Origin of the sequence: Shewanella sp. 10N.286.51.B2 (assembly GCF_041469265.1) — a bacterium.
GTDB lineage: Bacteria > Pseudomonadota > Gammaproteobacteria > Enterobacterales > Shewanellaceae > Shewanella.
Genome location: NZ_JBFRKH010000031.1, coordinates 15,615 through 40,555 on the forward strand (window position 1 = coordinate 15,615; position 24,941 = coordinate 40,555).

At 42.0% G+C, this 24,941-nt stretch carries 20 protein-coding genes; 8 read left to right on the forward strand and 12 right to left on the reverse strand.

Features of this window, described 5'->3' with window-relative positions; genetic code table 11:
• Window positions 1-319: 319 nt before the first annotated feature.
• On the reverse strand, window positions 320-760 hold the full coding sequence (gene mioC / locus AB4140_RS08680) for an FMN-binding protein MioC (protein ID WP_102436396.1): 441 nt from the start codon (window positions 758-760) through the stop codon (window positions 320-322).
• 180 nt (window positions 761-940) lie between these two features.
• On the opposite strand from mioC, the gene AB4140_RS08685 reads away from it, so the two are divergent.
• The gene (locus AB4140_RS08685) at window positions 941-2,248 is read left to right on the forward strand and encodes a sodium:alanine symporter family protein (RefSeq protein ID WP_241901061.1); all 1,308 of its coding nucleotides are present in this window, start codon (window positions 941-943) and stop codon (window positions 2,246-2,248) included.
• A 124-nt stretch (window positions 2,249-2,372) separates the two neighbouring features.
• Here AB4140_RS08685 and fghA read toward each other — a convergent pair whose 3' ends face one another.
• Both fghA and AB4140_RS08695 read right to left on the reverse strand, forming a co-directional pair.
• Entirely contained in the window at window positions 2,373-3,215 is an 843-nt protein-coding gene (gene fghA / locus AB4140_RS08690; RefSeq protein ID WP_372000598.1) for an S-formylglutathione hydrolase, read from the reverse strand.
• Window positions 3,216-3,292: 77 nt separating this feature from the next.
• Window positions 3,293-4,423, reverse strand: a complete 1,131-nt coding sequence (locus AB4140_RS08695; RefSeq protein WP_102520270.1) for an S-(hydroxymethyl)glutathione dehydrogenase/class III alcohol dehydrogenase — start codon at window positions 4,421-4,423, stop codon at window positions 3,293-3,295.
• A gap of 142 nt (window positions 4,424-4,565) precedes the next feature.
• Here AB4140_RS08695 and AB4140_RS08700 point away from each other — a divergent pair, with 142 nt between their 5' ends.
• Window positions 4,566-5,435, forward strand: coding sequence for a LysR substrate-binding domain-containing protein (locus AB4140_RS08700; RefSeq protein ID WP_102520271.1), 870 nt, complete (start codon window positions 4,566-4,568; stop codon window positions 5,433-5,435).
• Window positions 5,436-5,477: 42 nt separating this feature from the next.
• Here AB4140_RS08700 and AB4140_RS08705 read toward each other — a convergent pair whose 3' ends face one another.
• From AB4140_RS08705 to rpmH, 6 genes are all read right to left on the reverse strand, one after another.
• Entirely contained in the window at window positions 5,478-6,089 is a 612-nt protein-coding gene (locus AB4140_RS08705; RefSeq protein ID WP_102436406.1) for a PolC-type DNA polymerase III, read from the reverse strand.
• A gap of 8 nt (window positions 6,090-6,097) precedes the next feature.
• Window positions 6,098-7,456, reverse strand: coding sequence for a tRNA uridine-5-carboxymethylaminomethyl(34) synthesis GTPase MnmE (gene mnmE, locus AB4140_RS08710; RefSeq protein WP_102531911.1), 1,359 nt, complete (start codon window positions 7,454-7,456; stop codon window positions 6,098-6,100).
• A gap of 81 nt (window positions 7,457-7,537) precedes the next feature.
• The gene (gene yidC / locus AB4140_RS08715) at window positions 7,538-9,166 is read right to left on the reverse strand and encodes a membrane protein insertase YidC (RefSeq protein WP_102436410.1); all 1,629 of its coding nucleotides are present in this window, start codon (window positions 9,164-9,166) and stop codon (window positions 7,538-7,540) included.
• 3 nt (window positions 9,167-9,169) lie between these two features.
• Complete coding sequence (gene yidD / locus AB4140_RS08720; protein ID WP_076541774.1) at window positions 9,170-9,424, reverse strand: membrane protein insertion efficiency factor YidD; 255 nt, start codon at window positions 9,422-9,424, stop codon at window positions 9,170-9,172.
• Complete coding sequence (rnpA, locus tag AB4140_RS08725) at window positions 9,391-9,747, reverse strand: ribonuclease P protein component (protein WP_076541772.1); 357 nt, start codon at window positions 9,745-9,747, stop codon at window positions 9,391-9,393. The genes yidD and rnpA overlap by 34 nt, the downstream gene beginning before the upstream one ends.
• 16 nt (window positions 9,748-9,763) lie before the next feature.
• Window positions 9,764-9,901: a 50S ribosomal protein L34 gene (gene rpmH / locus AB4140_RS08730; protein ID WP_011867659.1), complete on the reverse strand. Its 138-nt coding sequence runs from the start codon at window positions 9,899-9,901 to the stop codon at window positions 9,764-9,766.
• Between the two features lie 448 nt (window positions 9,902-10,349).
• On the opposite strand from rpmH, the gene dnaA reads away from it, so the two are divergent.
• The 5 genes from dnaA (at window position 10,350) to AB4140_RS08755 (ending at window position 17,714) form a co-directional block, all read left to right on the forward strand.
• Window positions 10,350-11,738: a chromosomal replication initiator protein DnaA gene (gene dnaA, locus AB4140_RS08735; RefSeq protein ID WP_076541770.1), complete on the forward strand. Its 1,389-nt coding sequence runs from the start codon at window positions 10,350-10,352 to the stop codon at window positions 11,736-11,738.
• Window positions 11,739-11,757: 19 nt separating this feature from the next.
• Window positions 11,758-12,858 carry a DNA polymerase III subunit beta gene (gene dnaN, locus AB4140_RS08740; RefSeq protein WP_372000602.1) on the forward strand — a complete coding sequence of 367 codons (1,101 nt, stop codon included), beginning with the start codon at window positions 11,758-11,760 and terminating at the stop codon, window positions 12,856-12,858.
• Between the two features lie 122 nt (window positions 12,859-12,980).
• Window positions 12,981-14,063 (forward strand): DNA replication/repair protein RecF, encoded by a 1,083-nt coding sequence (recF, locus tag AB4140_RS08745; protein ID WP_102475866.1) that lies wholly within the window; start codon window positions 12,981-12,983, stop codon window positions 14,061-14,063.
• Window positions 14,064-14,078: 15 nt separating this feature from the next.
• Window positions 14,079-16,496 carry a DNA topoisomerase (ATP-hydrolyzing) subunit B gene (gene gyrB, locus AB4140_RS08750; RefSeq protein WP_102436416.1) on the forward strand — a complete coding sequence of 806 codons (2,418 nt, stop codon included), beginning with the start codon at window positions 14,079-14,081 and terminating at the stop codon, window positions 16,494-16,496.
• A 114-nt stretch (window positions 16,497-16,610) separates the two neighbouring features.
• Window positions 16,611-17,714, forward strand: coding sequence for an HDOD domain-containing protein (locus tag AB4140_RS08755; RefSeq protein WP_102520273.1), 1,104 nt, complete (start codon window positions 16,611-16,613; stop codon window positions 17,712-17,714).
• A 117-nt stretch (window positions 17,715-17,831) separates the two neighbouring features.
• Here AB4140_RS08755 and glyS read toward each other — a convergent pair whose 3' ends face one another.
• Together glyS and glyQ are read right to left on the reverse strand one after the other, a co-directional pair.
• Window positions 17,832-19,901, reverse strand: a complete 2,070-nt coding sequence (glyS, locus tag AB4140_RS08760) for a glycine--tRNA ligase subunit beta (RefSeq protein WP_303413275.1) — start codon at window positions 19,899-19,901, stop codon at window positions 17,832-17,834.
• Window positions 19,902-19,912: 11 nt separating this feature from the next.
• Window positions 19,913-20,818 (reverse strand): glycine--tRNA ligase subunit alpha, encoded by a 906-nt coding sequence (gene glyQ / locus AB4140_RS08765; protein ID WP_102436422.1) that lies wholly within the window; start codon window positions 20,816-20,818, stop codon window positions 19,913-19,915.
• A gap of 119 nt (window positions 20,819-20,937) precedes the next feature.
• Between glyQ and AB4140_RS08770 the strand changes: the two genes are divergently transcribed.
• Complete coding sequence (locus AB4140_RS08770; RefSeq protein ID WP_102436424.1) at window positions 20,938-21,507, forward strand: DNA-3-methyladenine glycosylase I; 570 nt, start codon at window positions 20,938-20,940, stop codon at window positions 21,505-21,507.
• Window positions 21,508-21,607: 100 nt separating this feature from the next.
• Here the strand turns inward: AB4140_RS08770 and AB4140_RS08775 are convergent, their stop codons facing one another.
• Complete coding sequence (locus tag AB4140_RS08775; protein WP_372000606.1) at window positions 21,608-24,805, reverse strand: amidohydrolase family protein; 3,198 nt, start codon at window positions 24,803-24,805, stop codon at window positions 21,608-21,610.
• Between the last annotated feature and the right edge of the window lie 136 nt (window positions 24,806-24,941).

Sequence of the window (24,941 nt, forward strand, 5' to 3'; positions counted from 1 at the left end):
ATCTTTTTATTACTATTACTATTAGGATCGCACTTTTCTGTGGGTAACTCATTTATTTGTTTATTTTCATAGGTTAACGACAAAACGATCCTGTGATCAATGAAGGATCAAACTCAATATAACTTGGGGATAGATCGGCTAGTTATCCACAGGGGTGATCTTCGAGCAGATCACCTTAAGATCTGTACAGCGTTATGATCGGTAAAAATAATAGCTTATCCACAAAGTTATGATCGTATTTTGCTTTTTGTGGATAAGATAGGTTGTTATTGTGGGTATAAATAAAGATGTTAACCAAGCTCTCTGGCTTTTTGGGGATCTAAATGGAGGATTGCCACTCTGAAAGCCAAGCTAGTGCCGGATCTTCTGGGACAGGATCCTTTTGAACATCAATTTGGATCTTATTCACAAACTGTTTTGCACCGAGCTGATCGAGTCTTGAAATTATTTTTTCAGGCCCAAGACAAAAAGTGTCGTAACTTGAGTCGCCAATTGCGCACAAAGCAAATTTTAACTCGCTTAGATCGCTATTTGAGGTCAATAATTGCTGATAAAAGGGTGCTAAATTGTCTGGAAGATCGCCTGCGCCATGAGTTGAACTGACAATGATCCACAGTGATTTAGGGTCAAGATCATCCAAGTTTGCGGCTAAATGAATGCAGGTTTGGTGGCCTATTTCGTTAAGCTGAGCCGCCATATCGTCGGCCACATATTCGGTTCCGCCTTGAGTTGAGCCCACTAAAATATCTATTTTTGCCATGTTTTATCCTAGATGATTACTGTTAAACACTACTTATAGGGTTAGTTTACGCCTATTTAGCATTGCACAAAGTGGTTTTTATCCGTATTTTCAATAATTACAATTTACAAAAAATTAACTTTTATTATGTCTCTGGTTTCAATTACGGCTCAAATGGCTGATTTAGCATGGGGGCCTCACATGCTGGTTTTACTGGTAGGTGGTGGGCTTTTCTTCCTGATTTATTCACGTTTTATTCCTTTTCGCTACATTGGCCACGCTATAAATATTGTCCGTGGTAAATATCCTGATAAAGGCGCTGTGGGGCATATTAGCCACGCAGGGGCGTTATCCAGTGCCATGGCCGGCACCGTTGGTATGGGTAATATTGGTAGTGTTGCAGTGGCTATTATGGTGGGTGGACCGGGGGCCATCTTTTGGATGTGGATTAGCGCTATTGTGGGAATGGCGACTAAATTTTTCACCTGTACCTTAGCTATTATGTATCGCGGCAAGGATGAAAATGGTGATGTGCAGGGGGGGCCCATGTACATAATCACTCAAGGTTTAAGCAAAAAATGGCACTTTTTAGCGGTATTTTTTTGTGTTGTTGGCCTTGTTGGTAATTTTCCGTTGTTTAATGCCAATCAATTAGTACAGATTATTCGTGAGTGGTTAATTGTTAAACCTGGCTATTTTCCCAGTGATCAATCCACCTTTTGGGTGGATTTAAGCTTAGGGATTGTGGTTATGCTGATCGTTGCCAGCGTGATATTAGGCGGGATTAAACGCATTGCTTCGGTGGCCACTAAAGTCGTGCCGTTAATGATCGTCATTTATATGGGCTGCGCTTTTTATGTTATTGCTGCCAATATTGCTGATATACCGAGTTATTTTAAGCTTATTATCACTGAAGCATTTTCACTTAATTCGGTTGGTGGTGGCATATTGGGCACCATGTTGATCGGTATCCGCCGAGCGGCTTTTTCAAATGAAGCGGGTATTGGCACTGAAGTAATGGCGCATGGTAGTGCCAAAACCAACGAACCAGTAAAAGAAGGCTTAGTGGCCATGCTGGGTCCTGCTATTGATACCTTATTAGTGTGCACTGCCACGGCAATGATCATTTTAATTTCGGGGGTGTGGCAAGGAACTGAAGCTGAGGGGGTTAATTTATCGGCTCAAGCCTTTGAAGTTACTATGCCTGGCGTGGGTCCGTATTTGCTGATCCTTTGCGTGGTATTTTTCAGTATCAGCACCATTTTTACTCAAGCATTTTATGGTGGTCAGTGCTTTGCATTTTTATTTGGTCGCAAAAGATTACGCCTTTATCAATTATTTTTCTTGCTGGCGATACTGTTTGCTGCAACAGCAACCATTCAAGAAATCGTTAATATTATTGATGCTGCCTATGCTTTAATGGCGATTCCAACCATGACCTCAGCTATTTTATTAGCCCCTAAAGTTCGAGATGCTTCTAAGAAGTACTTCGCTAAATTGGCGGCTTAAAATTAACTAACAAGTTGAATTAAAAAAATAGATAACAAAAATGGAGTGACTACTGAGAATATAGTCACTCCATTTTTATGTTCGGTCATAATACAAGGTGGCTTATGACCGAATTCAGGTTTTATTACTTTATTAAGTGCTTTGCGTGAAAACGTAAATGATCTTCAATAAAGCTACTGATAAAGAAATAACTGTGATCATAGCCTTCCTGCATGCGTAAGGTCAGCGGGTATTGCTGAGCTTTAGCGGCTTCAATTAAGCTTTCAGGTTTTAGTTGTTCAACTAGAAAGTTATCTTCAGTGCCTTGATCCACCAGCATAGGTACCTTAACCATCGAGTTTTTCATTAACTCGCTGCTGTCGTATTCAGCCCAGCTTGTTTGATCTGATCCTAAATAACCGTTAAAAGCCTTTTGCCCCCAAGGGCAATTTATCGGATTACAGATCGGACTAAAGGCTGAAATAGATTGATATTGCTGCGGATTTTTAAGTCCTATGGTAATGGCGCCATGACCGCCCATAGAGTGGCCACTGATACTGCGCATGCTTGTCACTGGAAAATGCTGCTCAATAAAGGCTGGCAATTCTTTTACCACATAGTCATACATTTGATAGTGGGTATTAAAGGGTGCTTGGGTAGCATTAAGATAAAATCCGGCGCCTAAACCAAAGTCATAAGCGCCATTGGCATCATCTGCGACATTTTCACCGCGCGGGCTGGTATCTGGAGCCACAATAGCAATGCCAAGCTCTGCTGCGACTCGTTGAACGCCTGATTTTTGCATCACGTTTTCGTCGGTGCAGGTGAGGCCTGACAACCAATATAGCACCGGCACTTTTTGTGATGCTGCTTGTGGCGGCAGATAAATGGCAAAGCGCATTTGGCAGTTTAACGTATCAGAGTGATGGCTATATTGTTTTAACCAGCCGCTGAACATTTTATTACTACTGATGTTTTCTAAAGTCATTTGATTGGTCACTTTTTATAAAAATGCCCTTAGCGTAAGGTTAAGGGCATGATATTTATCGAATACGGCAATAAGATTTACTTATCGAAGTGAATGACACTGCGGATGCTTTCACCGCTGTGCATCAGATCAAAAGCATCATTAATCCCTTCAAGCCCCATAGTGTGAGTAATGAAATGGTCTAGTTTGAATTCGCCGTTGAGATATTGCTCAACAATACCGGGTAATTGACTGCGCCCTTTAACGCCACCAAATGCACTTCCTTTCCATACTCGACCAGTCACTAGTTGAAATGGTCGAGTAGATATTTCTTGGCCTGCGCCAGCAACACCAATAATCACCGATTCGCCCCAACCTTTATGACAACACTCTAACGCGCTGCGCATAACGTTGACGTTACCGATACATTCAAATGAGAAATCTACGCCGCCATCGGTCATTTCCACAATGACATCCTGAATCGGTTTGTCATAATTTTTTGGATTAATGCAATCAGTCGCACCCAGTTTGGTGGCGAGTTCAAATTTAGATTCATTTAAATCAATGCCGATAATGCGTGATGCTCCGGCCATGGTTGCGCCAATAATGGCTGATAAACCAATGCCGCCTAGACCGAAAATGGCCACAGTATCGCCTTTTTGGACTTTAGCTGTGTTCAATACCGCGCCCATACCGGTTGTTACACCACAACCGAGTAAACACACTTCTTCAAGTGGTGCGTCTTTATTGACTTTCGCTAATGAAATTTCTGGTAATACAGTATATTCAGAGAAGGTTGAACACCCCATGTAATGGAAAATAGGCTGGCCATCTTTATAAAAACGGGTAGTGCCATCAGGCATTAAGCCTTTGCCTTGGGTTTCACGAACTGCACTACAAAGGTTGGTTTTACCTGAAGTGCAGAATTTACATGTACCGCATTCTGCGGTGTATAACGGAATAACATGGTCGCCGACTTTGACACTGGTAACACCTTCACCAACCATCTCTACAATTCCGCCACCTTCATGACCTAAAATAGCCGGGAAAACACCTTCTGGATCATCGCCAGATAAGGTAAATGCATCGGTGTGGCAAACACCAGAAGCGATGATTTTCACCATGACTTCACCCGCTTTTGGATACATCACGTCGACTTCTTCAACCGATAATGGCTGTCCTGGTCCCCATGCAATAGCGGCCTTAGATTTCATAAATTGTGCTGACATTGTGTTTATCCTTTTAACGTTAACCATAAAAGTGGATCTACTTAGTGTAGATGAGGCTCAGTAGATGATGGATCTATTGTATTTATTTTCTGTCAGTTGATAATGGGCTATAAATACAATTTACTTTTACGAGGTGGTAATAATGTTGCCATGGGAAGGGGTTTACGAATTTGTCGCGGTGGCTGAAACGGATAGCTTTACGGCAGCAGGTAAACGTTTAGCTATTTCGACCGCGCAAGTGAGCCGCCAAATTAGCCAAATTGAAAATAGGTTAAGCACAAAATTGTTTTATCGCACCACCCGTAAAGTGTCGTTAACTGAAGAAGGCCATATATTTTATCGCCATTGCCGCCAAGTTATCGATGGACTTGAAGAAGCTGAGCGGGCTATAAGTAGTTTGCAAAATAAACCCCAAGGGTTAATTAAGCTTACCGCACCAGTGACCTATGGTGAGTCATTTGTGATGCCGATTGTCACTGACTATATGCAGCAGCACCCTGATGTTGAAGTGATTTGTGAGTTAACTAACAGGCAGTTAGATTTAGTGGAAGGCGGCTATGATTTAGCGATTAGGTTAGGGCGTTTACCTGATTCGAGCATGATGGCAAAGCGCTTAACCAGCCGTGAGCAGTTTGTTTGCGCCGCCCCTGATTATATTAATCGTTTTGGCGCGCCTTATTCATTATCAGAATTAAGTCTGCATAATTGTTTAGTGGGCTCACAACCCCACTGGCATTTTAATGAAGGTGGCCAAGCAAGAAGTATTAAAGTGCAAGGGAATTTACAGTGCAGTAGTGGTATTAGCTTACTTAACGCCGCCATTAAAGGTTTGGGGATTGTGCAGCTACCGGGTTATTACGTGGCAGAGGCGATAGCTGCGGGCAAGCTTTCGGTTATTTTAGAATCTTATAAGCAGCAGCAAGAGGGGATTTGGGCTTTGTATCCTCACAATCGGCATTTGTCACCCAAAGTGAGGTTACTGGTGGATAAGCTCGCCGCTGAATTACCTTAACGAGCCGTATCATGGGTTATTTTAGTTGCTATAAGTTAGCCGTTATAAAGATTGTAAGTAACCATTAACTTGGGCTTTAGGGCGCTTTGAAATCTGGTTAATCAGCTCAAAAGTAATCGCTTTATGGGGCAGTTGCTGTTGCAGCAGCTGCAGTTGATGATTCCATAAATGTGCTGTCATGGTGGCATCGGCTAATGCGCGGTGAAACACGCCATCATTAGGCAGCTGATGATATTCAACTAAGGTGCCTAATTTATGGTTTGGCGCATCTTGGCTAATGCGGCGCGACAGTAATAATGAACAGGCAAATTGGCCAGAATATTGTTGCTGACAATGCTCAAACTCGGCATCTAAAAACTTCTTATCAAAGCTGGCGTTGTGGGCCACTAAGTTAAAGTCTTCAATAAAATCGGCAAAGCGAGTCATGACTGCTTCACAAGAATCTGCCTCTTTAAGCATGGCATTGGTGATGCCGGTGTAATTTTCAATAAAACTGTTTACCGATCTACCCGGATTCATTAATTCTTGAAAGCTATCGACGATCACGCCATCAATGAGTTTTACCGCACCAATTTCGATGGCGCGATCTGCATTATTAGGTGATAAGCCTGTGGTTTCGAAATCGAGCACGATAACCTTATTTGCCAATATCATGAGCGATCCTATTTACCAATACAGAATGAGCTAAAGATTTTACCCAGCAGATCATCTGAGGTGAACTTACCGGTAATTTCAGATAGCGCCATTTGGCACATACGTAATTCTTCTGCTAATAACTCGCCGGCTAAATACACTTCTAACTGCTCTTTACCCAGTTGTAAGTGACTGGCAGCTAAATCTAGGGCTTCTAAATGACGACGACGGGCAATAAAACCGCCTTCAAGGTTACTTTGATAACCCATTAATGATTTAAGGTGCTGTTTAAGCTCTTCAACCCCTAAGCCGGTTTTCGCTGAAATGCGATAAACGCTATAGCCGTGCTCATCAGTGGTCATTACTGGCTCACCGGTTAAGTCCGCTTTGTTACGAATAACTGTGACGCCGAGTTTTTTCGGTAAACGGTCAATAAAGTCAGGCCAAATATCGTGAGGATTTACATCGGTGGTAGTGGTGCCATCAACCATAAATAACACTCTATCGGCGGTTGCTATCTCATCCCACGCACGCTCAATACCAATTTTTTCAACGGTATCAGCGGTGTCACGTAAACCGGCGGTATCTATAATATGCAGTGGCATGCCATCAAGGTGAATATGCTCGCGCAGTACATCACGGGTAGTCCCTGCAATTTCAGTGACAATGGCAGACTCTTTACCTGCTAGGGCATTTAATAGGCTTGATTTACCGGCATTAGGACGACCAGCAATTACCACTTTCATGCCTTCACGAATAATTGAGCCTTGCTTGGCACTGGCTTGGACTAAGTCTAATTTGGCGATGATGTTATACAGTGAGTTAGCGATTTTACCGTCAGATAAAAAGTCGACTTCTTCATCAGGGAAATCAATGGCTGCTTCGACGTATAAGCGCAAATTAGTCACTTGCTCGACTAACTGATGTACTTCATCAGAAAACTCGCCCTGAAGTGAGTTTAACGCGCTCTTAGCCGCTTGTTCACTGGTGGCATCAATTAAATCGGCAATGGCTTCTGCTTGGGTTAAATCCAGCTTGTCGTTCATAAAGGCTTGCTCGCTAAATTCACCGGGCTTAGCGATACGAATGCCATCTACTTCCATCACGCGTTTGATCAGCATATCAAGCACAATTTGGCCGCCATGGCCTTGAAGCTCTAATACATCTTCACCGGTAAAGGAGTTTGGTCCTTTAAAAAACAGTGCGATTCCCTGATCAATGACCTCGCCTGACGCGTTTTTAAAATCACAGTAATCGGCATAACGGGTTTTAGGTAAATGGCCTAATACGCTATGTGCGACTTCCGTGGCTTTATCGCCTGAAATACGAATGATACCTACGCCGCCACGACCTGGTGCGGTTGCTTGTGCCACGATAGTGTCTGTCATTGAGGAAAACCTTGTTGAAATAGTAAAGGAAAAGGCGGCTTAATAGCCGCCTTTGTTGATTATATCAGTTTGAGCTATGACTTATTTTAAGCCTTTTTTCTCTAAACCTGCATAAATAATCTTTTGCTGGGTAATAGCGACTAAGTTACCTACTAACCAGTATAGAACTAGACCGGCTGGGAACCATAGGAAGAACACAGTAAAGATAACTGGCATCCACTGCATCATTTTCACTTGCATAGGATCCATAGTCGGTGCCATTGGTTGCATTTTTTGCATTAACCACATAGACACACCCATTAATAATGGTAATACATAGTAAGGATCTTGAACCGACAAATCGGTAATCCAAAGCATGAATGGCGCATGGCGTAATTCATAGCTTTCTAGTAATACCCAATACAAGGCTATGAAAATTGGCATTTGCAGCAAGATAGGAAGACAGCCACCCATAGGGTTAACTTTCTCTTTCTTATACAGCTCCATCATGGCTTGACCCATTTTCTGGCGGTCATCACCTAAGCGTTCTTTCATTTCTGTCAGTTTAGGCTGCAAGTTACGCATTTTAGCCATTGACGAGTATTGTGCTTTGGTTAGCGGGTATAAAAGACCACGCACGGTTAGGGTAATTAAAATAATCGCCACACCCCAGTTACCTACAAAGGATTGATAGAACATCAATAACCAGTGAATTGGGATAGCTAACCACCAAAGGAAACCATAATCTACAACAAGGTTTAATGTTTCAGAAATTTTAGATAAAGCTTCTTGGTTTTTAGGGCCAACATAGAATTGGGCACTAATGGTTTGCTGTGCACCTGGTGCAATATCATGTACCGCGCCGCGGAAACCAACATTGGCTTGGCCGCCAGCACTCATGCTGGTAAAAATAGTATTTGAATCAGCTGCAGGCGGCACCCAAGCTGATACAAAGTAGTGTTGTAGCATTGCTGCCCAACCACCTAGTGTCTGTTGGTTTAGGTTACTTTTTGCAATGTCATCAAAGTCATACTTTTCGTAACGAACATCGCTAGTCGAGTATGCTGCACCACGGTAAGTTGGCATCATCATGCTGCTTTCAGATGCTTGTACAGTTTGTTTTATTTGACCATACATTTGCATTTGCAGCGGTGCTGAAGTGGTGTTGTTTACATTGTAATCAACAGTCACATCAAATTGACCACGGGTGAAGGTAAATACTTTGGTATATGCTGCGCCATTAGCATCAACATAATTAAGCGGTACTGATAAAGAGTCTTGGCCATCGGCTAACACATAATTTTCAGATTCTGCTGAAAATTGAGCGCGACCATGGCGGCTGCTATCAATACCATCGCGGCCAATAAGACCACTTTGTGAGATGTAATTAAATGAACCATTTTGTTCAAGTATTACGAATGGGTCATCACTGTCTATTTCAACTTTATGATCAACTAATGCAGCATAAACAATATCACCGCCTACTGGGCTGATTTTAATGTCTAGTTGATCTGTTTTCACAGTAATTAAATTTTGTGTAGCAGGTAATTGAACAGGCATGCCTGCATCAGCCTCTGGTACATCGCTAACGTTTTGTGACGCAACATTAGTAGTCTGTGACGTTGTTTGGGCCGCTACTGGTTGCGGGGCTTTATCGTCTTGCCATGCTTGCCACATTAAAAAGCTGACAAAAAGCAGAGCGATAAGCATTAAATTACGTTGAGATTCCATAGCCTATTTGTTACACCTGTCGTTTTTAGGGGGGACGGGATCACTTCCGCCGGGATGTAAAGGATGACATTTTAGTATGCGTTTCGCCGCAAGCCAACAACCTTTCGCAGTTCCATGCGTTTTTATTGCATCAATTGCATAATAAGAGCATGTTGGATTGAATCTACAGCGGGGTCCCAGCATAGGGCTGATAAAGAGTTGGTAGCCACGAATAGCCTTTGTGGCTAACCATTGTAACGGCGACTGAGTTTGCGCCATAACTTCTCTATTAATTTATGTAGGTCTGCATTTTCCATATCAACCACGCCATTTCTTACCAAGACAACTATATCAAGGTCTGGAATATCATGCTGGTGTAAACGGAAATTAGTTCTTATCACTCGTTTAATGCGATTTCGGTCACTGGCATTTTTAACAAAACGTTTTGCGACAGTTAATCCAATACGAGGATGTTGCTCTGAATTTGGAATAGCAAGCAGAGTTATTTCAGCAGAAGATGCTTTGATGGGATTTGAAAATACAGATTTAAATTGCGCGGGAGTTAGCAAACGCAACTCCCGCGTAAAAGCATAGCTAGTCACTATGAATATCTACTGATTAAGCAGATAAACGAGCGCGACCTTTTGCACGACGACGTGCAATCACTTTACGGCCGCCTACAGTGGCCATACGTGCGCGGAAGCCGTGAGAACGCTTACGCTTCAGGTTGCTTGGTTGAAAAGTACGTTTACTCATTTTGGCAATCCGTATATTTAGTAGTTAATAAACCTTACATTCTTGAAATAAGACGCAAGGGCAAAAAAGAGGCCGAATTGTAATCACTTTAATCACTACCGTCAACTAGGAAAATGACTATATGAACAATTTTTACCAATTTAACTTTGATAAGTACCCTAAAAATCTACCACAGGATGTGGATAACTCTGTGTACCAACACAATATGTAGTGGATCTAAGATAGTTTTACTAGATCAAAGCCGCGCTATTATAGATCAATGTCGATCGGTTAATAAAGCAGGATCTATGAACAATTCATAATAAATAGATCGATTTTGATCTTCAAAGATCACAGATATCCACATACAATGATCAGCTTGGGGATAAAATTTTTTTTATCGATAGCGATCATTGAGATCTAACGATAGAATACCCCTCCTTCAACAAACGGTATTTAAGGATTTTTAGTGGCGGTTTCACTGTGGCAACAATGTATCGGCAGACTGCAAGACGAATTGTCTGCGCAGCAATTCAGTATGTGGATCCGTCCGCTGCAAGCTGAAATGGATGGTGATACCTTGGTACTTTATGCGCCGAATCGTTTTGTGCTCGATTGGGTTCGTGATAAGTATATCAATATCATTAATCAATTTTTCACTGAACAGTTAGGTGGCAATGCGCCTAAGCTGCGTTTTGATATTGGTAGTCGTCCGTCTGCAGCTAAACCTGCAGCACCAGTGATTGCTGAAATAAAGAAACCTCAAAATACCCATACTAAAGCGCGCGTTAGTACTTCGTTTAATACTCAAGCTGAACCGGTTGAGCATGCTAACCACCGCAGTAACATTAATCCGACTTACCAGTTTGATAATTTTGTTGAAGGTAAATCAAACCAACTGGGTAAAGCGGCTGCACTTCAAGTGGCTGAAAATCCAGGTGGCGCCTATAACCCACTATTTTTATATGGTGGTACTGGTTTAGGTAAAACCCATTTATTACACGCTGTTGGCAATGGGATCATCAAAAATAATCCCAATGCCAAAGTGGTTTACATGCATTCTGAGCGCTTTGTTCAGGACATGGTTAAAGCACTGCAAAATAACGCCATCGAAGATTTCAAACGTTACTACCGCAGTGTTGATGCATTATTTATTGATGACATTCAATTTTTTGCCAATAAAGATCGTTCTCAAGAAGAATTCTTCCATACCTTTAACGCATTACTTGAAGGTAACCATCAAGTCATTTTAACTTCGGATAAATATCCCAAGGAAATCGATGGTGTTGAAGATCGCTTAAAATCTCGCTTTGGTTGGGGCCTAACCGTTGCCATTGAACCGCCAGAACTTGAAACCCGTGTGGCGATCTTAATGCGTAAAGCACAAGAGAGCGGCATTAATCTGCCTGATGAAGTGGCATTTTTTATTGCTAAGCGTTTGCGCTCAAATGTGCGTGAATTAGAAGGCGCATTAAATCGCGTTATTGCTAATGCTAATTTTACCGGACGTCCAATTACCATTGATTTTGTCCGTGAAGCATTACGTGATTTACTGGCGTTACAAGAAAAGTTAGTCACCATTGATAATATTCAGAAAACCGTTGCTGAATATTACAAAATTAAAATGGCTGACATGTTATCTAAGCGCCGTTCGCGCAGTGTTGCCAGACCACGTCAAGTGGCAATGGCATTATCAAAAGAGTTAACTAACCAAAGCTTGCCTGAAATTGGTGACGCATTTGGTGGTCGTGATCATACTACTGTATTACATGCATGCAGAAAAATTGCTCAGTTACGTGAAGAAAGTCATGACATTAAAGAAGATTATGCTAACTTGATACGTACCTTATCTTCTTAATATCGGGAAATTGAGACGAATGAAATTTTCAATTGATAGGGATGCCCTATTAAAACCACTTCAGTTGGTTTGTGGCGCAGTAGAAAGACGCCATAACTTGCCAATTTTATCTAATCTACTTGTTGAAGTTAGTGAGGGCTTACTTAAGCTTACTGGTACGGACTTAGAGGTTGAGCTTGTCGGTCAAGCTCCCATCCAAGGTGAAGTTGAAGTGGGACGCACCACAGTTCCGGCTAAAAAATTATTAGATATTGTTAAATCTCTTCCTGAGCAAGTTGAAATTAAAATTGAGCAGCAAGAGAACAAATGGTTATTACGCTCAGGCCGTAGTCGTTTTTCACTGGCGACCTTGCCAGCATCAGATTATCCCAATGTTGAAGCGTTTGAAGCTGAAATTGAATTTAGCTTAAAGCAGGGCACTTTGAAGTCGATTATTGACTCGACACAATTTTCAATGGCAAACCAAGATGTGCGTTATTATCTAAATGGCTTGTTATTTGAAACCGCAGGTAACACCTTAAAGGCCATTGCCACAGACGGTCATCGCTTAGCATTAAGTCATCGTCAAATAGAAACCAGCTTACCTGAGAAGCAAGTGATTGTGCCGCGTAAAGGCGTGGTTGAAATGGCGCGTTTACTTGAAAGTGAAGACAGTGATATTACCATTGCGATTGGTGATAGTGCGATTCGTGCGATTACTGCCAATGCGGTATTCACCAGTAAATTAGTCGATGGTCGTTTCCCTGATTATCGCCGCGTATTACCTAAAGGCGGCACCAAAATTGTGGTGGCTAGCCGTAATCAATTAAAACAAGCGTTAACCCGTGCTTCTATTTTGTCGAATGAGAAGTTTAGAGGTGTGCGTATTCAGCTTGAGCCGGGATTATTGCGCATTACCGCCAATAACCCGGAGCAAGAAGAAGCAGAAGAGATTATCGATGTTGAATACAACTCAGATAACCTAGAAATTGGCTTTAACGTCAGCTATCTATTGGACGTATTAAATAATTTAGCCAGTGATGATGTTAGAATAACCTTAATAGACGGTAACTCAAGCGCACTAATTGAAAACCACGCAGAAGAAGACTCTATGTACGTGGTTATGCCAATGCGCTTATAAGTAAATAGTCGCTTAAACTTGATTAAGCGCCGTTTAACTATAACGTTTTACCCCAAGAAGGTGCTACATTAAGGCACCTTCTTTCGTTTCACTCTTTTTAAATTAGGGTCTGTTTATTTTCCATGAGTTTAACCCGCCTCAATATCGAACATTTCCGAAATATTTTGTCAGCGACATTAGCGCCAAGTGATGGGCTTAATTTAATTTATGGTGAAAATGGCAGTGGTAAAACCAGCATTTTAGAAGCCATTTATTTTCTCGGTATGGGGCGTTCGTTTCGTAGCCATCTGTCCCAGCGGGTTATCAATATTGAGCAAGATCAACTGACCTTGTTTGCCAAGCTCGAAATGCCTAATGGCGAAGCTAAATTAGGCCTTAGACGGTTCCGCAATGGCGACATTGATGTTAAATTTAATGGCGATAACGTGAAGCGATTATCGGTATTAGCTGAGACGTTACCTATTCAAGTTATCACCCCTGAAAGTTTTTCTTTACTATTTGAAGGCCCAAAAGCACGCCGGCAGTTTATCGACTGGGGAGCTTTTCATGCTGACAGTCATTTTTATACGGCATGGGTGAATACCAGAAGAATTTTAAAGCAAAGAAATCAGCTTCTTAGAGATGGAGCCTCTTACACCAATATACAATTTTGGGATAAGGAATTGGTGCGTTATGCTGAGCAGGTTACTTCGATACGAAATCAATATGTGGACTCGTTAAATGAGCTACTTAAGGGTATAATCGAAGAGTTTTTACCACGGGTTGATATTAAGGTTTCCTTTACCCGTGGCTGGGATAGCAAAACGGAATTTGCCGAGTTACTTAAAACTCAATATCACCGAGATTTAGCATCGGGAAATACCGGCAGTGGACCACATAAAGCGGATTTACGATTACGCGTTGGCAGCTTACCGGTACAGGATGCGTTATCCCGAGGACAGTTAAAATTATTAGTCTGTGCACTGCGCCTTGCACAGGGTAAATTGCTTCAAAAACAGCAAAACAAGCATAGTATTTACCTAGTGGATGATCTTCCATCTGAGTTAGATGCTCAGCATAGGCAACTATTACTAAAACAGTTAACCGAAACCGGTGCACAAATTTTTGTCACAGCGATTGATCCTGTTGCAATAGTCGATTCGCTGGCTAGCCCACCAAGTAAGATGTTTCATGTGGAACATGGGCAAGTCACGGTAGTTGAATAAAAACGAGAGAGAAATATGTCAGAGAATAGTTATGATTCTTCGAGTATTAAGGTTTTAAAAGGCCTTGATGCTGTTCGTAAGAGACCAGGGATGTACATCGGCGATACTGACGATGGTACAGGTCTTCATCACATGGTATTCGAAGTGGTCGATAACTCTATCGATGAAGCCTTAGCAGGCCACTGTAGTGACATTACTATCACCATTCATTCAGATGGCTCGGTATCAGTACAAGATGATGGCCGTGGTATTCCTGTAGAGGTTCATGAAGAAGAAGGTGTGTCCGCTGCCGAAGTTATTATGACGGTACTTCATGCCGGTGGTAAGTTTGATGATAACTCTTATAAAGTATCAGGTGGCTTACACGGTGTTGGTGTTTCGGTTGTAAACGCATTATCTGAAAAACTGCAAATGACCATTCGTCGTAACGGTAAAGTTTACGAGCAGTTTTATTCAATGGGTGTACCTGATACGCCAATCACCCCAGTGGGTGAATCAGAAAAAACCGGTACTTCAATCCGTTTCTGGCCAAGCAGTGAAACATTCTCAGATGTGCTATTCCACTTTGACATCTTGGCTAAACGTGTTCGTGAATTATCATTCTTGAACTCAGGTGTGGGTATCCGTTTAGTTGATGAACGTGATGGCCGTGATGAATTCTTTAAATACGAAGGCGGCATCAGTGCTTTCGTTGATTACCTTAACCTCAATAAAACGCCGGTGAATAAAGAGGTTTTCCACTTTACTCAAGAACGTGAAGACGGCATTACCGTTGAAGTGGCAATGCAGTGGAATGACGGTTATCAAGAAAAGATTTTCTGTTTTACCAATAACATCCCACAACGTGATGGCGGTACTCACTTAGCGGGTTTCCGGGGTGCATTAACCCGTAACTTAAATAACTATATGGAGCGTGAAGGTTTCAATAAAAAAGGTAAAACCAATGCAACGGGTGATGATGCTCGTGAAGGGTTAACCGCGGTTATTTCAGTAAAAGTGCCAGATCCTAAATTCAGTTCACAAACTAAAGACAAGTTAGTGTCGAGTGAAGTGAAAGGTGCGGTTGAACAAACAATGGGTGAGCAATTAAATGATTACCTATTAGAAAACCCAACGTATGCAAAATTAATTGTTGGTAAAATCGTTGATGCGGCACGTGCTCGTGAAGCGGCGCGTAAAGCCCGTGAAATGACCCGTCGTAAAGGCGCATTAGATTTAGGTGGTTTGCCAGGTAAGCTTGCTGATTGCCAAGAGAAAGACCCTGGGCTTTCTGAAATATACATAGTGGAAGGGGACTCTGCTGGCGGATCAGCCAAGCAGGGACGTAACCGTAAAAACCAAGCTATTCTTCCGCTAAAAGGTAAAATTCTTAACGTTGAAAAAGCACGTTTCGATAAAATGTTATCTTCTCAAGAGGTCGCGACGCTGATCACTGCATTAGGTTGTGGTATTGGCCGTGATGATTATGATCCTGAGAAAACCCGTTATCACAACATCATCATCATGACCGATGCTGACGTCGATGGCTCGCACATTCGTACGCTGCTGTTGACTTTCTTCTTCCGTCAAATGCCAGAGTTGATTGAACGTGGTTACATCTATATTGCTCAACCACCTTTATTTAAAGTTAAAAAAGGTAAGCAAGAGCAGTACCTAAAAGATGAGCCAGCACTAACGGAATACTTAACCACTCAAGCGTTAGATGGTACTCATATTTACCCTTCTGCGGGTGCACCAGGTATGACAGGTGAGCCACTAGAGCGTTTAGTGAGCCAGTATCGTGAGGTTGAAGCGGTTATTGAGCGTTTAACTAAGCGTTACCCAACGGTTATTTGTAACCGTATGCTTTACCACCCAGCACTGAACAATGAAATGCTGGCTGACGAAGCACAAATGAAGCAGTGGTGTGATGCCTTTGTCGCTGACCTTATTGAGATTGAAACTGACGGCGTTATTTATAACATTGAACCACAATTAGATCCTGAGCGTCAGGTATACCTACCAAGCCTAACAATCCGTAAGCATGGTATTGATACTAACTACGTATTTAGTTACGACTTCTTCCAATCAAATGATTACCAACGTATTGCTAAGTTAGGCTCAGCATTAGACGGTATGATTGAAGAAGGCGGCTATGTTAAACGTGGCGAGCGTATGAAAGAAGTTGATAGCTTCTTAGAGGCGCTTGATTGGACTATGTCTGAAGCTAAACGTGGTTTGTACATCCAACGTTATAAAGGATTGGGTGAAATGAACCCTGAGCAATTGTGGGAAACTACAATGGATCCTGAAACTCGTCGTATGCTACAAGTCACCATTGAAGATGCCGTAGGCGCTGATCAATTGTTTACTTGTTTGATGGGCGATCAAGTTGAACCGCGTCGTGACTTCATTGAAACTAACGCGCTAAACGTTGCTAACTTAGACGTGTAGTCGAGTTTAAAATACATTAAATGGGTGCCTTAAGGCGCCCATTTTTTTATCGGTAATCTCTACAAACTCATCTTGTCACTGTTGTATATTTACCTGAAGTGTAGGTAATTTATTGTGTTTAAAAAGCTATTCAATAAGATTTTTAATTTAAGACCGGCCGTTGAGGTCAAACAAGCCAAAGCATTAAATGAGCAGCATTCATTGCTATCGGCTAATACCCAAGAGTCAAGCGCTACAGACTCGAAACTGTGCTCTAGTAACTCATATGTAAGGCAAACTAAATCATACTTAAGCAACTCAAGTGAAACACCAGAAGAGGCGCAACAAATAGATTTGTCGGCGCTGTTTTATAGTCTACTTTTTCCTATGAGTAGCCATAAAACTGGTGGCATGGCTAATAATCTTGAACGTAGCATATTAGCCGAAATCGACATCGCTTTTAGTGCACCTCAAGATATTGCTGCCAAGGTGTTAAAACTGCCAAGGCGCATAACCGAGCTTGACCATAAACTATCCCAAGATGAGATTGAAACCAAACAAGTACTGCAGTTAATTGAGCAAGATCCGGTACTGAGCGTCGAAGTATTAAAGTTATGCAACTCAAGTGCTTTTAAGCGTTCAGGCAAAGATATTACTAATCTACACCAAGCTATTGTGCAGTTAGGGCGAGCGCAATTACGTCAGTTTGTTCGCAGTTGTTTAGTGAAAGAAATGATTGATATTAAGCCGATTTACTTTAGGCGTTTTGGCGCTGAAATTTGGCGTCATTCAATGCAAGTGGCTTTTATTGCCAGTGACTTAGCTGAAGAAGATGCTGATACGGTGTTTTTACTGGGATTACTTCATGATGTTGGCAAAATCGCCATTTTCAAAATGCTGCTGGATGCCTTTGAAAAAGCCGAGCCGGGTGAACAGCCAAGTTCGGCATTGTTTAAGCAAGTGATGACCACTAAGTCGTTAGGGCTAAGTGCGTTACTGGCGAAGCATTGGCAGCTGCCGGCACAGTTTGAGTTTCAGCTAGCACAATTAGCTAATTCTGATTATCGTCCAACAGACATGATGGCATTGGCTGTATGGCGGGCAAATATCATCAGTGAGTGTTCTATGTTGCGGCAAAAAGATAAACTTGAACAAGATGATTTACAGCAGCTATTGCAGCAAGTCGGTTTGAATCAATCTGAGTTTGATGTTTTCCATCAAAAACTGATTAGCTTTTAATATTTGATTCGAAGTCTTCATTTAAAATTAATCATGAGGCTTTAAAAATCAGCCAATAAAAAACGCGCTTAACTGATGTTAAAGCGCGTTTTTTTTACAACTTAATAGGGTTAACTATTATTGTAGTAGTGAGATATCTGCAGCATGTAAGAATTGCTCACGCAGGCTATTTAGTAATGCTAAGCGGTTATTCTTAAGGGCTTCATCATCAGCCATTACCATGACACCTTCAAAGAAGGCATCAACGCTTTCACGCAGGTTCGCCAGTAATGCTAACGCTTCTTGGTAGTTTGCCGCAGCAAATAATGGCGCAAGCTGTGGTTGCAGTTCAGCTAACTTTTCAGCTAATGCTTTCTCAGCAGGTTCAACCAATAAACTGGCATCAATGCTAGTGGCAGTCTCGCCTTCAACTTTGGCTAGAATGTTAGAAACACGCTTGTTAGCTGCAGCTAAAGCAGAGGCTTGCTCTAACGTTCTGAAGTGCGCCACAGCTTTAATACGGCTTTCAAAGTCAGCCGGTGCAGTAGGCTTACGTGCCAGCACTGCAAGAATAACGTCAACGCTGACGCCTTGATCTTGATACCAAGAGCGGAAACGACCCATGAAGAATTCAAGCACTTGCTCAGACACATTGTCGTTAGTGAGGTTTTCACCGTGTAATTGTTTTGCTTTATCAATTAAATCAACTAAGTCTAATGGCAAGTTGTTTTCTAAACAAATACGTAAAATACCAATCGCTGCACGACGCAGTGCGAATGGATCTGCAGCACCCTTAGGGGCTTGGCCAATACCGAAAATACCCACTAAGGTATCAAGCTTTTCAGCTAGCGCGACACAGATTGAAATAGGTGCAGTAGGCACGGTATCGCCAGAGAACTTTGGCTTGTATTGTTCAGCTAAAGCAACTGCGACAGCTTCAGTTTCACCATTTAAGCGTGCATAGTGCATGCCCATAGTGCCTTGAAGATCAGTAAACTCCATCACCATATTGGTCATTAAGTCTGACTTAGACAGTAAACCTGCACGGCTCGCTTCTTCGCTGTTGGCATCAATGCTGGTGGCAATAAAACCGGCTATTGCAGATATACGTTCAACACGTTGTTTAATCGTGCCTAATTGCTTTTGGAATACAACCGTTTCTAAGCTAGCAAGGCGCGCTTCTAATGACTCTTTCTTATCTGTTTCAAAGAAGAACTCAGCATCAGCTAAACGAGGACGAACTACTTTTTCGTTACCTGAAATAATCTGCTGTGGATCTTTAGATTCGATATTAGTCACGAAGATAAAGTTTGGTAGCAACTGGCCGGCTTTATCAAATACAGGGAAGTATTTCTGATCGCCTTTCATGGTGTAAACCAAGGCTTCAGCCGGTACGTCTAAAAACTTTTCTTCAAAGTTAGCGGTGAGTACCACAGGCCACTCAACCAAAGAGGTGACTTCTTCAAGTAAGTCATCTTCAAGTTCTGCAACACCGCCAATGTCTTTGGCTGCAGCTTCAGCGTTAGTCTTGATAATATCTTTACGACGTTGGTAATCAGCTAAAACCTTACCTTGCTGCTCAAGAGCGGCTAAGTAGTTGTCAGCATGATCTAACTCGAAGGTATCAACGCCCATAAAGCGGTGACCACGAATAGTACGTGCTGATTTGATACCTAACAATTCACCATCAACTAACTCATCACCTAATAGCATAGTAACGGTATGAACCGGACGGATAAATTGTGTGGTGTTACTTCCCCAGCGCATTGGCTTAGGAATTGGTAACTTATCTAATGCTTTTTGCGCCATGGCTGCGATCAGTGATTTAGTTTCTACGCCAACCACTTTAGCTTGGTGTAATAACCATTCGCCTTTATCTGTTTTCAAGCGCTCAGCTTGTTCCACAGTGATGCCGTTACCACGAGCCCAGCCCATAGCTGCTTTCGTTGGGTTGCCATCAGCATCAAATGCTTGGGCAACAGCAGGGCCACGTTTTTCAACGACTTTGTCAGCTTGAGCTACAGCAAGTTGTTCAATGCTAATAGCTAAACGGCGCGGCGCAGCGTACCAAGTGGCTTTTTCAAAGGCCAACTCAGCTTTGGTTAGCTCTTCGCTGAAGTTAGCTAAAAATGATTCAGCTAATTTACGTAATGCTTTTGGCGGTAATTCTTCAGTACCCACTTCAATGAGTAAGTTTTCAACATTCATTCTATTTACCTCTACTTACACATTGGGAAACCAAGCGCTTCACGGGCTTGGTAGTAAGACTCTGCAACACCTTTGGCCATAGTACGTACACGTAAAATATAACGTTGACGTTCAGTAACCGAAATCGCGTGGCGAGCATCAAGTAAGTTAAAGGCATGAGATGCTTTCATTACTTGTTCGTATGCAGGAAGAGGCAATGGCTTTTCAAGGTCAAGTAAATGCTGACAAGCGACTTCACAATCATCAAACTGCTTGAATAGTACTTCTACATTGGCGTGTTCAAAGTTATAGGTTGATTGCTCAACTTCGTTCTGATGGAAAATATCACCATACATCACTTTACCCATTGGACCGTCTGTCCATACTAGGTCATATACGCTATCAACTTCTTGGATATACATCGCAAGACGTTCAAGGCCGTAAGTGATTTCACCAGTTACAGGCTTACACTCTAAACCGCCCACTTGTTGGAAGTAGGTAAATTGCGATACTTCCATACCGTTTAACCAAACTTCCCAACCTAGACCCCAAGCACCCAATGTAGGTGATTCCCAGTTGTCTTCTACGAAGCGAACATCATGGACGCCCATATCTACGCCTAGTGCTTCTAAAGAGCCAAGGTATAGCTCTTGAATATTGCTAGGAGAAGGCTTAAGCACTACTTGAAATTGATAGTAGTGTTGTAGACGGTTAGGGTTTTCACCGTAACGGCCATCGGTAGGGCGACGACATGGCTGAACATAAGCACTACTCATAGGCTCTGGGCCTAATGAGCGCAAGAATGTCATTGGGTGGAATGTACCAGCGCCAACTTCCATGTCTAATGGTTGAACTATTGCGCAACCTTGCTGCGCCCAGAATTCCTGCAGGGTCATAATAAAGCCCTGGAATGTTTTTACGTCGTGTTTCGTCGTCATGTCCGCTTATCTACTGGTTAGGCTATAAATAGAAAATGGTTTTGATTATACCTTGTAGATAAAGGCTTATGTAGGTTATTTTTTAACGTAGAGATTAAAAATAGTAAAGGACTCAATAAATGGTTCAACAACGTTGTGGTTGGGTCAGTGATGACCCTATTTATCAAGACTATCATGATAATGTTTGGGGGCGGCCTGTTTATGATCCCATCGAGTTATTTGAAAAGCTTTGCTTGGATGGTCAGCAAGCAGGATTATCTTGGATCACCATTTTAAAGAAGCAACACAATTACCAAGCTTTGTTTGCCAATTTTGATCCAAAAGTGATTGCCACATTCGATGATGCCAAAGTCGAAGAATTACTATTAAACCCTGGAATTATCAGGAACCGTCTAAAGGTTAATTCTATTATTCGAAATGCCAAAGCCTATTTAGCCTTTGTTGAGCAGGGTAATGATTTTTCTGAATTTCTTTGGCAGTTTGTTGGCGGTAAGCCTGTCGTAAATCATTATTTAACTTCGGCGGATTTACCTGCTCAAACAGCAGAATCTGAGGCCATGTCTAAAGCACTTAAAAAGCTTGGGTTTAACTTTGTAGGGCCAACTATTTGTTATGCTTTTATGCAAGCGGTAGGTATGGTTAATGACCATACAACAGATTGTTTTTGTTATGGAAGCGATTTTGTTTAACGCAGTTTTTTAGCAAATAAAAAAAGGATGTTCCACGTGGAACATCCTTTTCTTTTTTTGCTAAATCATTTTCGATTAGCCTAAGCTTGTTGCCTCAGTATTAATCTTTTTTCTCAAAGAAAAATGGTTTACGGCTAACTTCTTCGCCATTCAATTGATTCATGGTTTCTGAATCAAATAACTTACCATTGACCATGGTGTAAGACACTTTATCAGTCACACGAATATCAGTTAATGGGTCGCCGTCAATCACAATAATATCAGCTAGTTTACCGGCTTTAATTGAGCCTATTTGATGATCCATACCGAAGGTGGTTGCAGGGTTTATGGTTGCTGTTTTCAGCACATCCATATTGCTCATACCACCTTGAGCAAACATCCACATTTCCCAGTGCGCCGCTAAACCTTCACGTTGACCATGAGCACCAATATTTGGTTTGATGCCAATATCATTTAGCTCATTGGCAACCCGTGCCACATTGAAGTGATTGTAATGTTCATCCGGTGCAGTTGTTCTTCTCATTGAGCGGGCATTAAGAATATCAGACGGAACATACATGCTTAAGCGAGGGTGTGCCCAAACATCAGTTTTATCGTACCAGTAATGCTCGCCAGAAATACCGCCATATGCGACAACCAGTGTTGGGGTATAACCGACTTTGGTTTGACTCCAGAACTGTTTAATATCGCTATAGATAGAACCAACGGGTAATGAGTGTTCGACAGTGGTATGGCCATCAGCAATCATCGACAAGTTATGCTGCAGCAAACTACCACCTTCAGGAACCACCATCATTTCTAATTCACGGGCAGCCTGAATCACTTGTTGGCGTTGGTTACGACGTGGTTGGTTGTAACTTTTCACGCTGAAAGCGCCTACCTTTTTAAGACGCTCTAAATGGAATTTTGCATCATCCAGTGAATCTACATGGGATGTGTAACCTGGTGCATTAGCGCCGTATAAAATAGTTCCGGTTGAGAATATGCGCGGACCCACAATATTACCGGCTTTTTGTTGCTCTGATGCTGCAAAAATCTCAGTGGTGTCATTTGACGGATCATGTATTGCAGTCACGCCCAATGACAGTGCTGAGTATAATTGCCAGTTTTGCTGTGGCGTGATTTCATCATCTGCTTGGCTACCATGAGCATGGGCATCAAATAAACCTGGCATTAAAGTTTTACCTTTAATGTCGATGACTTGTGCATCAGTTGGAATGGTTAAGTTAGCATCGCCAACATTGACAATTTTATTATCTTTAACGATGACAACACCATTATCAATAACTTGGTCATTTTCCATGGTAATGATTTTGCCACCAACAAATGCGATTGTTCCACGTGGAACATCTGCTTTTTTAGTGAAACCAATAGCAGTAACTTCAGGCTTAGCTTCCTCATCGCTGTTGTAGTCAGTATCCACTTTGGCTTGATAAAGGTCTGGGCCTAAAGTCCAATAAATTTCTTCATTGTTACTGTTCCAGCTAATGCTTTCACCTGCGCGGGCACTTAATTGCATTACTGGTAAGTTTTTCGCTTTCGGGCTGATTTTGATGGTTTCGCCATGCTTGGCAAAAGGGGTGACATAAACTCTAAAGCGTTCAGCAAAGGCAAGGTGCTCACCATTTGGCGATACTCTAAATTCGGTAGCATGTTCGCTAGTGTAGTGAGTGCGTTTTTCAAAGCCGTCTAAACTGATTGATGCCAGTTCTGGGGTTTTACCGTGATCCATAAAAAAGACACGATTATTATCAGCGCCAAATTGTGGCTGATAACCGCTAGCTGAAACTTTGATATTTTGCTTATTCTTTAGATCAACTTTATATAAACCCGGTTCTTGGGACCAAGTTCTAGGAGTGACATATCCGCCTTTCGCTTTACGGTAGACAACGGTTTTACCATCTGGTGAAAAGGTTGGTTCGACATATTTACCTGGCAGTGATGTCAGTTGTTTACTGCGACCACCTTTGCTACTCACAATACTGACGGTGCCTTGGTCTTGATCATTCCAAGTGGTAAAGACGATATTCTTGCCGTCCCGTGACCATTGCGGGAATAGTTCATTAACGTCATCATCAAGTCTAGTTAAACGCTTTTGTTTACCATCTTCAATATCACGGATCCAAAGTTTGCCTAATGCTTCAAAAACCACTTTTTCACCGTTAGGTGAGACTTGTGCCATACGCAGCATTTTTACGTCGAAATTATCCTTATCTAGATTTTGAGTGAAGCGTACTGATGGTTGCACCTCTAATTCAGTTTTAACGCTGAAAGGAATATTCTCAACAGACTTGTCTTCAAGGGTTAATTTATTAATTTTACCTTTGGCCCAAAAAACAATTTGTTCATTGTCTTGGGTCCAAGACATGGTCGGATACACACCATGAATTGCCCATGTTTCTTGCATATCACGATCTAAATCACCATAAAGCTTAGTTTGCGCCCCTGATTTTAAATCGAGTAAATACAGCGAAGATTGGAAGCCATCACGTTTGATATAAGCTAACTTGGTGCCATCAGGGCTAGGTGTTGGGCGAATGGCGCCGCCAGTGCCTTCAAGTAATACTTCTATATCACCAGACTGAGTATCGTAGCGCTTAATTTTATAAATACCTTTTACTGAATCTTTTGAGTAGTGAAAGGTTTTGCCTGGGGTAGCATCTTGGCTGAAATAAATATATCTGCCATCAGGTGAATAGGCAGGCTCGCCTAAATCTTTTTGTTCGTTCGGACGCTCAGTTAATTTTACCCCTTCGCCGCCAGCGACGTGATACATCCACACTTCACCAGCACCTAAACTGCGACTACCGGTAAAATGTTTGCGGGCCACTAAGTATTGTGAGTCAGGGCTCCAAGCTGGGCTATTGAGCAAGCGGAAGGTTTCATTGGTTACAGGATGTGGGTTCGAACCGTCAGCATTCATTACCCAAATATTATCACCGCCATCTTCATCTGAGGTGAAGGCAATATATTTGCCATCTGGGCTATATACCGGCTGCATTTGCCAAGCGATGCCAGAAGCGAGTTTTTTTGCCTCGCCACCTTTTATTGGCATTTGATAAATATCACCGAGTAAGTCAAACACTATGGTCTTACCGTCAGGGGAAACGCTGACATTCATCCATGTGCCTTCGGTGACATCAATAGAGAGTTTTTCTAGCGGCGCGTTCGCAGGCGCATTAACTTGCCATTTTTCTGTTTCTTTAGAAGCATCATCAGAGGCATTAGCAGCAAGAGAAACACTTGCTAAGCTTAACGCTATCGCAGTGTAGAGAGGTTTTATTTTTGAAGTTAGCATGCACAGTCCATTTGTTGTCATTATTGTTATAGGTCGCGTTAACACTTTTATGTTTCTTAGTGTTATTGGCGAGTTACAAATCTGATGACATTTATCGCATATATTAGCCAATAACTAAATAGATATTCTGTTTCAA

Excerpts from the sequence above, each read along its gene's own strand:
- AB4140_RS08695 (WP_102520270.1), bottom strand. The coding sequence starts at position 4,423 with ATGTCAGCACAATTTATGAAATCTAAGGCCGCTATTGCATGGGGACCA.
- AB4140_RS08775 (WP_372000606.1), bottom strand. The coding sequence starts at position 24,805 with ATGCTAACTTCAAAAATAAAACCTCTCTACACTGCGATAGCGTTAAGC.
- AB4140_RS08700 (WP_102520271.1), top strand. The coding sequence starts at position 4,566 with ATGTTGCCATGGGAAGGGGTTTACGAATTTGTCGCGGTGGCTGAAACG.
- rpmH (WP_011867659.1), bottom strand. The coding sequence starts at position 9,901 with ATGAGTAAACGTACTTTTCAACCAAGCAACCTGAAGCGTAAGCGTTCT.
- mioC (WP_102436396.1), bottom strand. The coding sequence starts at position 760 with ATGGCAAAAATAGATATTTTAGTGGGCTCAACTCAAGGCGGAACCGAA.
- fghA (WP_372000598.1), bottom strand. The coding sequence starts at position 3,215 with ATGACTTTAGAAAACATCAGTAGTAATAAAATGTTCAGCGGCTGGTTA.
- gyrB (WP_102436416.1), top strand. The coding sequence starts at position 14,079 with ATGTCAGAGAATAGTTATGATTCTTCGAGTATTAAGGTTTTAAAAGGC.
- yidC (WP_102436410.1), bottom strand. The coding sequence starts at position 9,166 with ATGGAATCTCAACGTAATTTAATGCTTATCGCTCTGCTTTTTGTCAGC.
- mnmE (WP_102531911.1), bottom strand. The coding sequence starts at position 7,456 with ATGACAGACACTATCGTGGCACAAGCAACCGCACCAGGTCGTGGCGGC.
- yidD (WP_076541774.1), bottom strand. The coding sequence starts at position 9,424 with ATGGCGCAAACTCAGTCGCCGTTACAATGGTTAGCCACAAAGGCTATT.
- recF (WP_102475866.1), top strand. The coding sequence starts at position 12,981 with ATGAGTTTAACCCGCCTCAATATCGAACATTTCCGAAATATTTTGTCA.
- glyS (WP_303413275.1), bottom strand. The coding sequence starts at position 19,901 with ATGAATGTTGAAAACTTACTCATTGAAGTGGGTACTGAAGAATTACCG.
- AB4140_RS08685 (WP_241901061.1), top strand. The coding sequence starts at position 941 with ATGCTGGTTTTACTGGTAGGTGGTGGGCTTTTCTTCCTGATTTATTCA.
- AB4140_RS08705 (WP_102436406.1), bottom strand. The coding sequence starts at position 6,089 with ATGATATTGGCAAATAAGGTTATCGTGCTCGATTTCGAAACCACAGGC.
- glyQ (WP_102436422.1), bottom strand. The coding sequence starts at position 20,818 with ATGACGACGAAACACGACGTAAAAACATTCCAGGGCTTTATTATGACC.
- AB4140_RS08770 (WP_102436424.1), top strand. The coding sequence starts at position 20,938 with ATGGTTCAACAACGTTGTGGTTGGGTCAGTGATGACCCTATTTATCAA.
- dnaN (WP_372000602.1), top strand. The coding sequence starts at position 11,758 with ATGAAATTTTCAATTGATAGGGATGCCCTATTAAAACCACTTCAGTTG.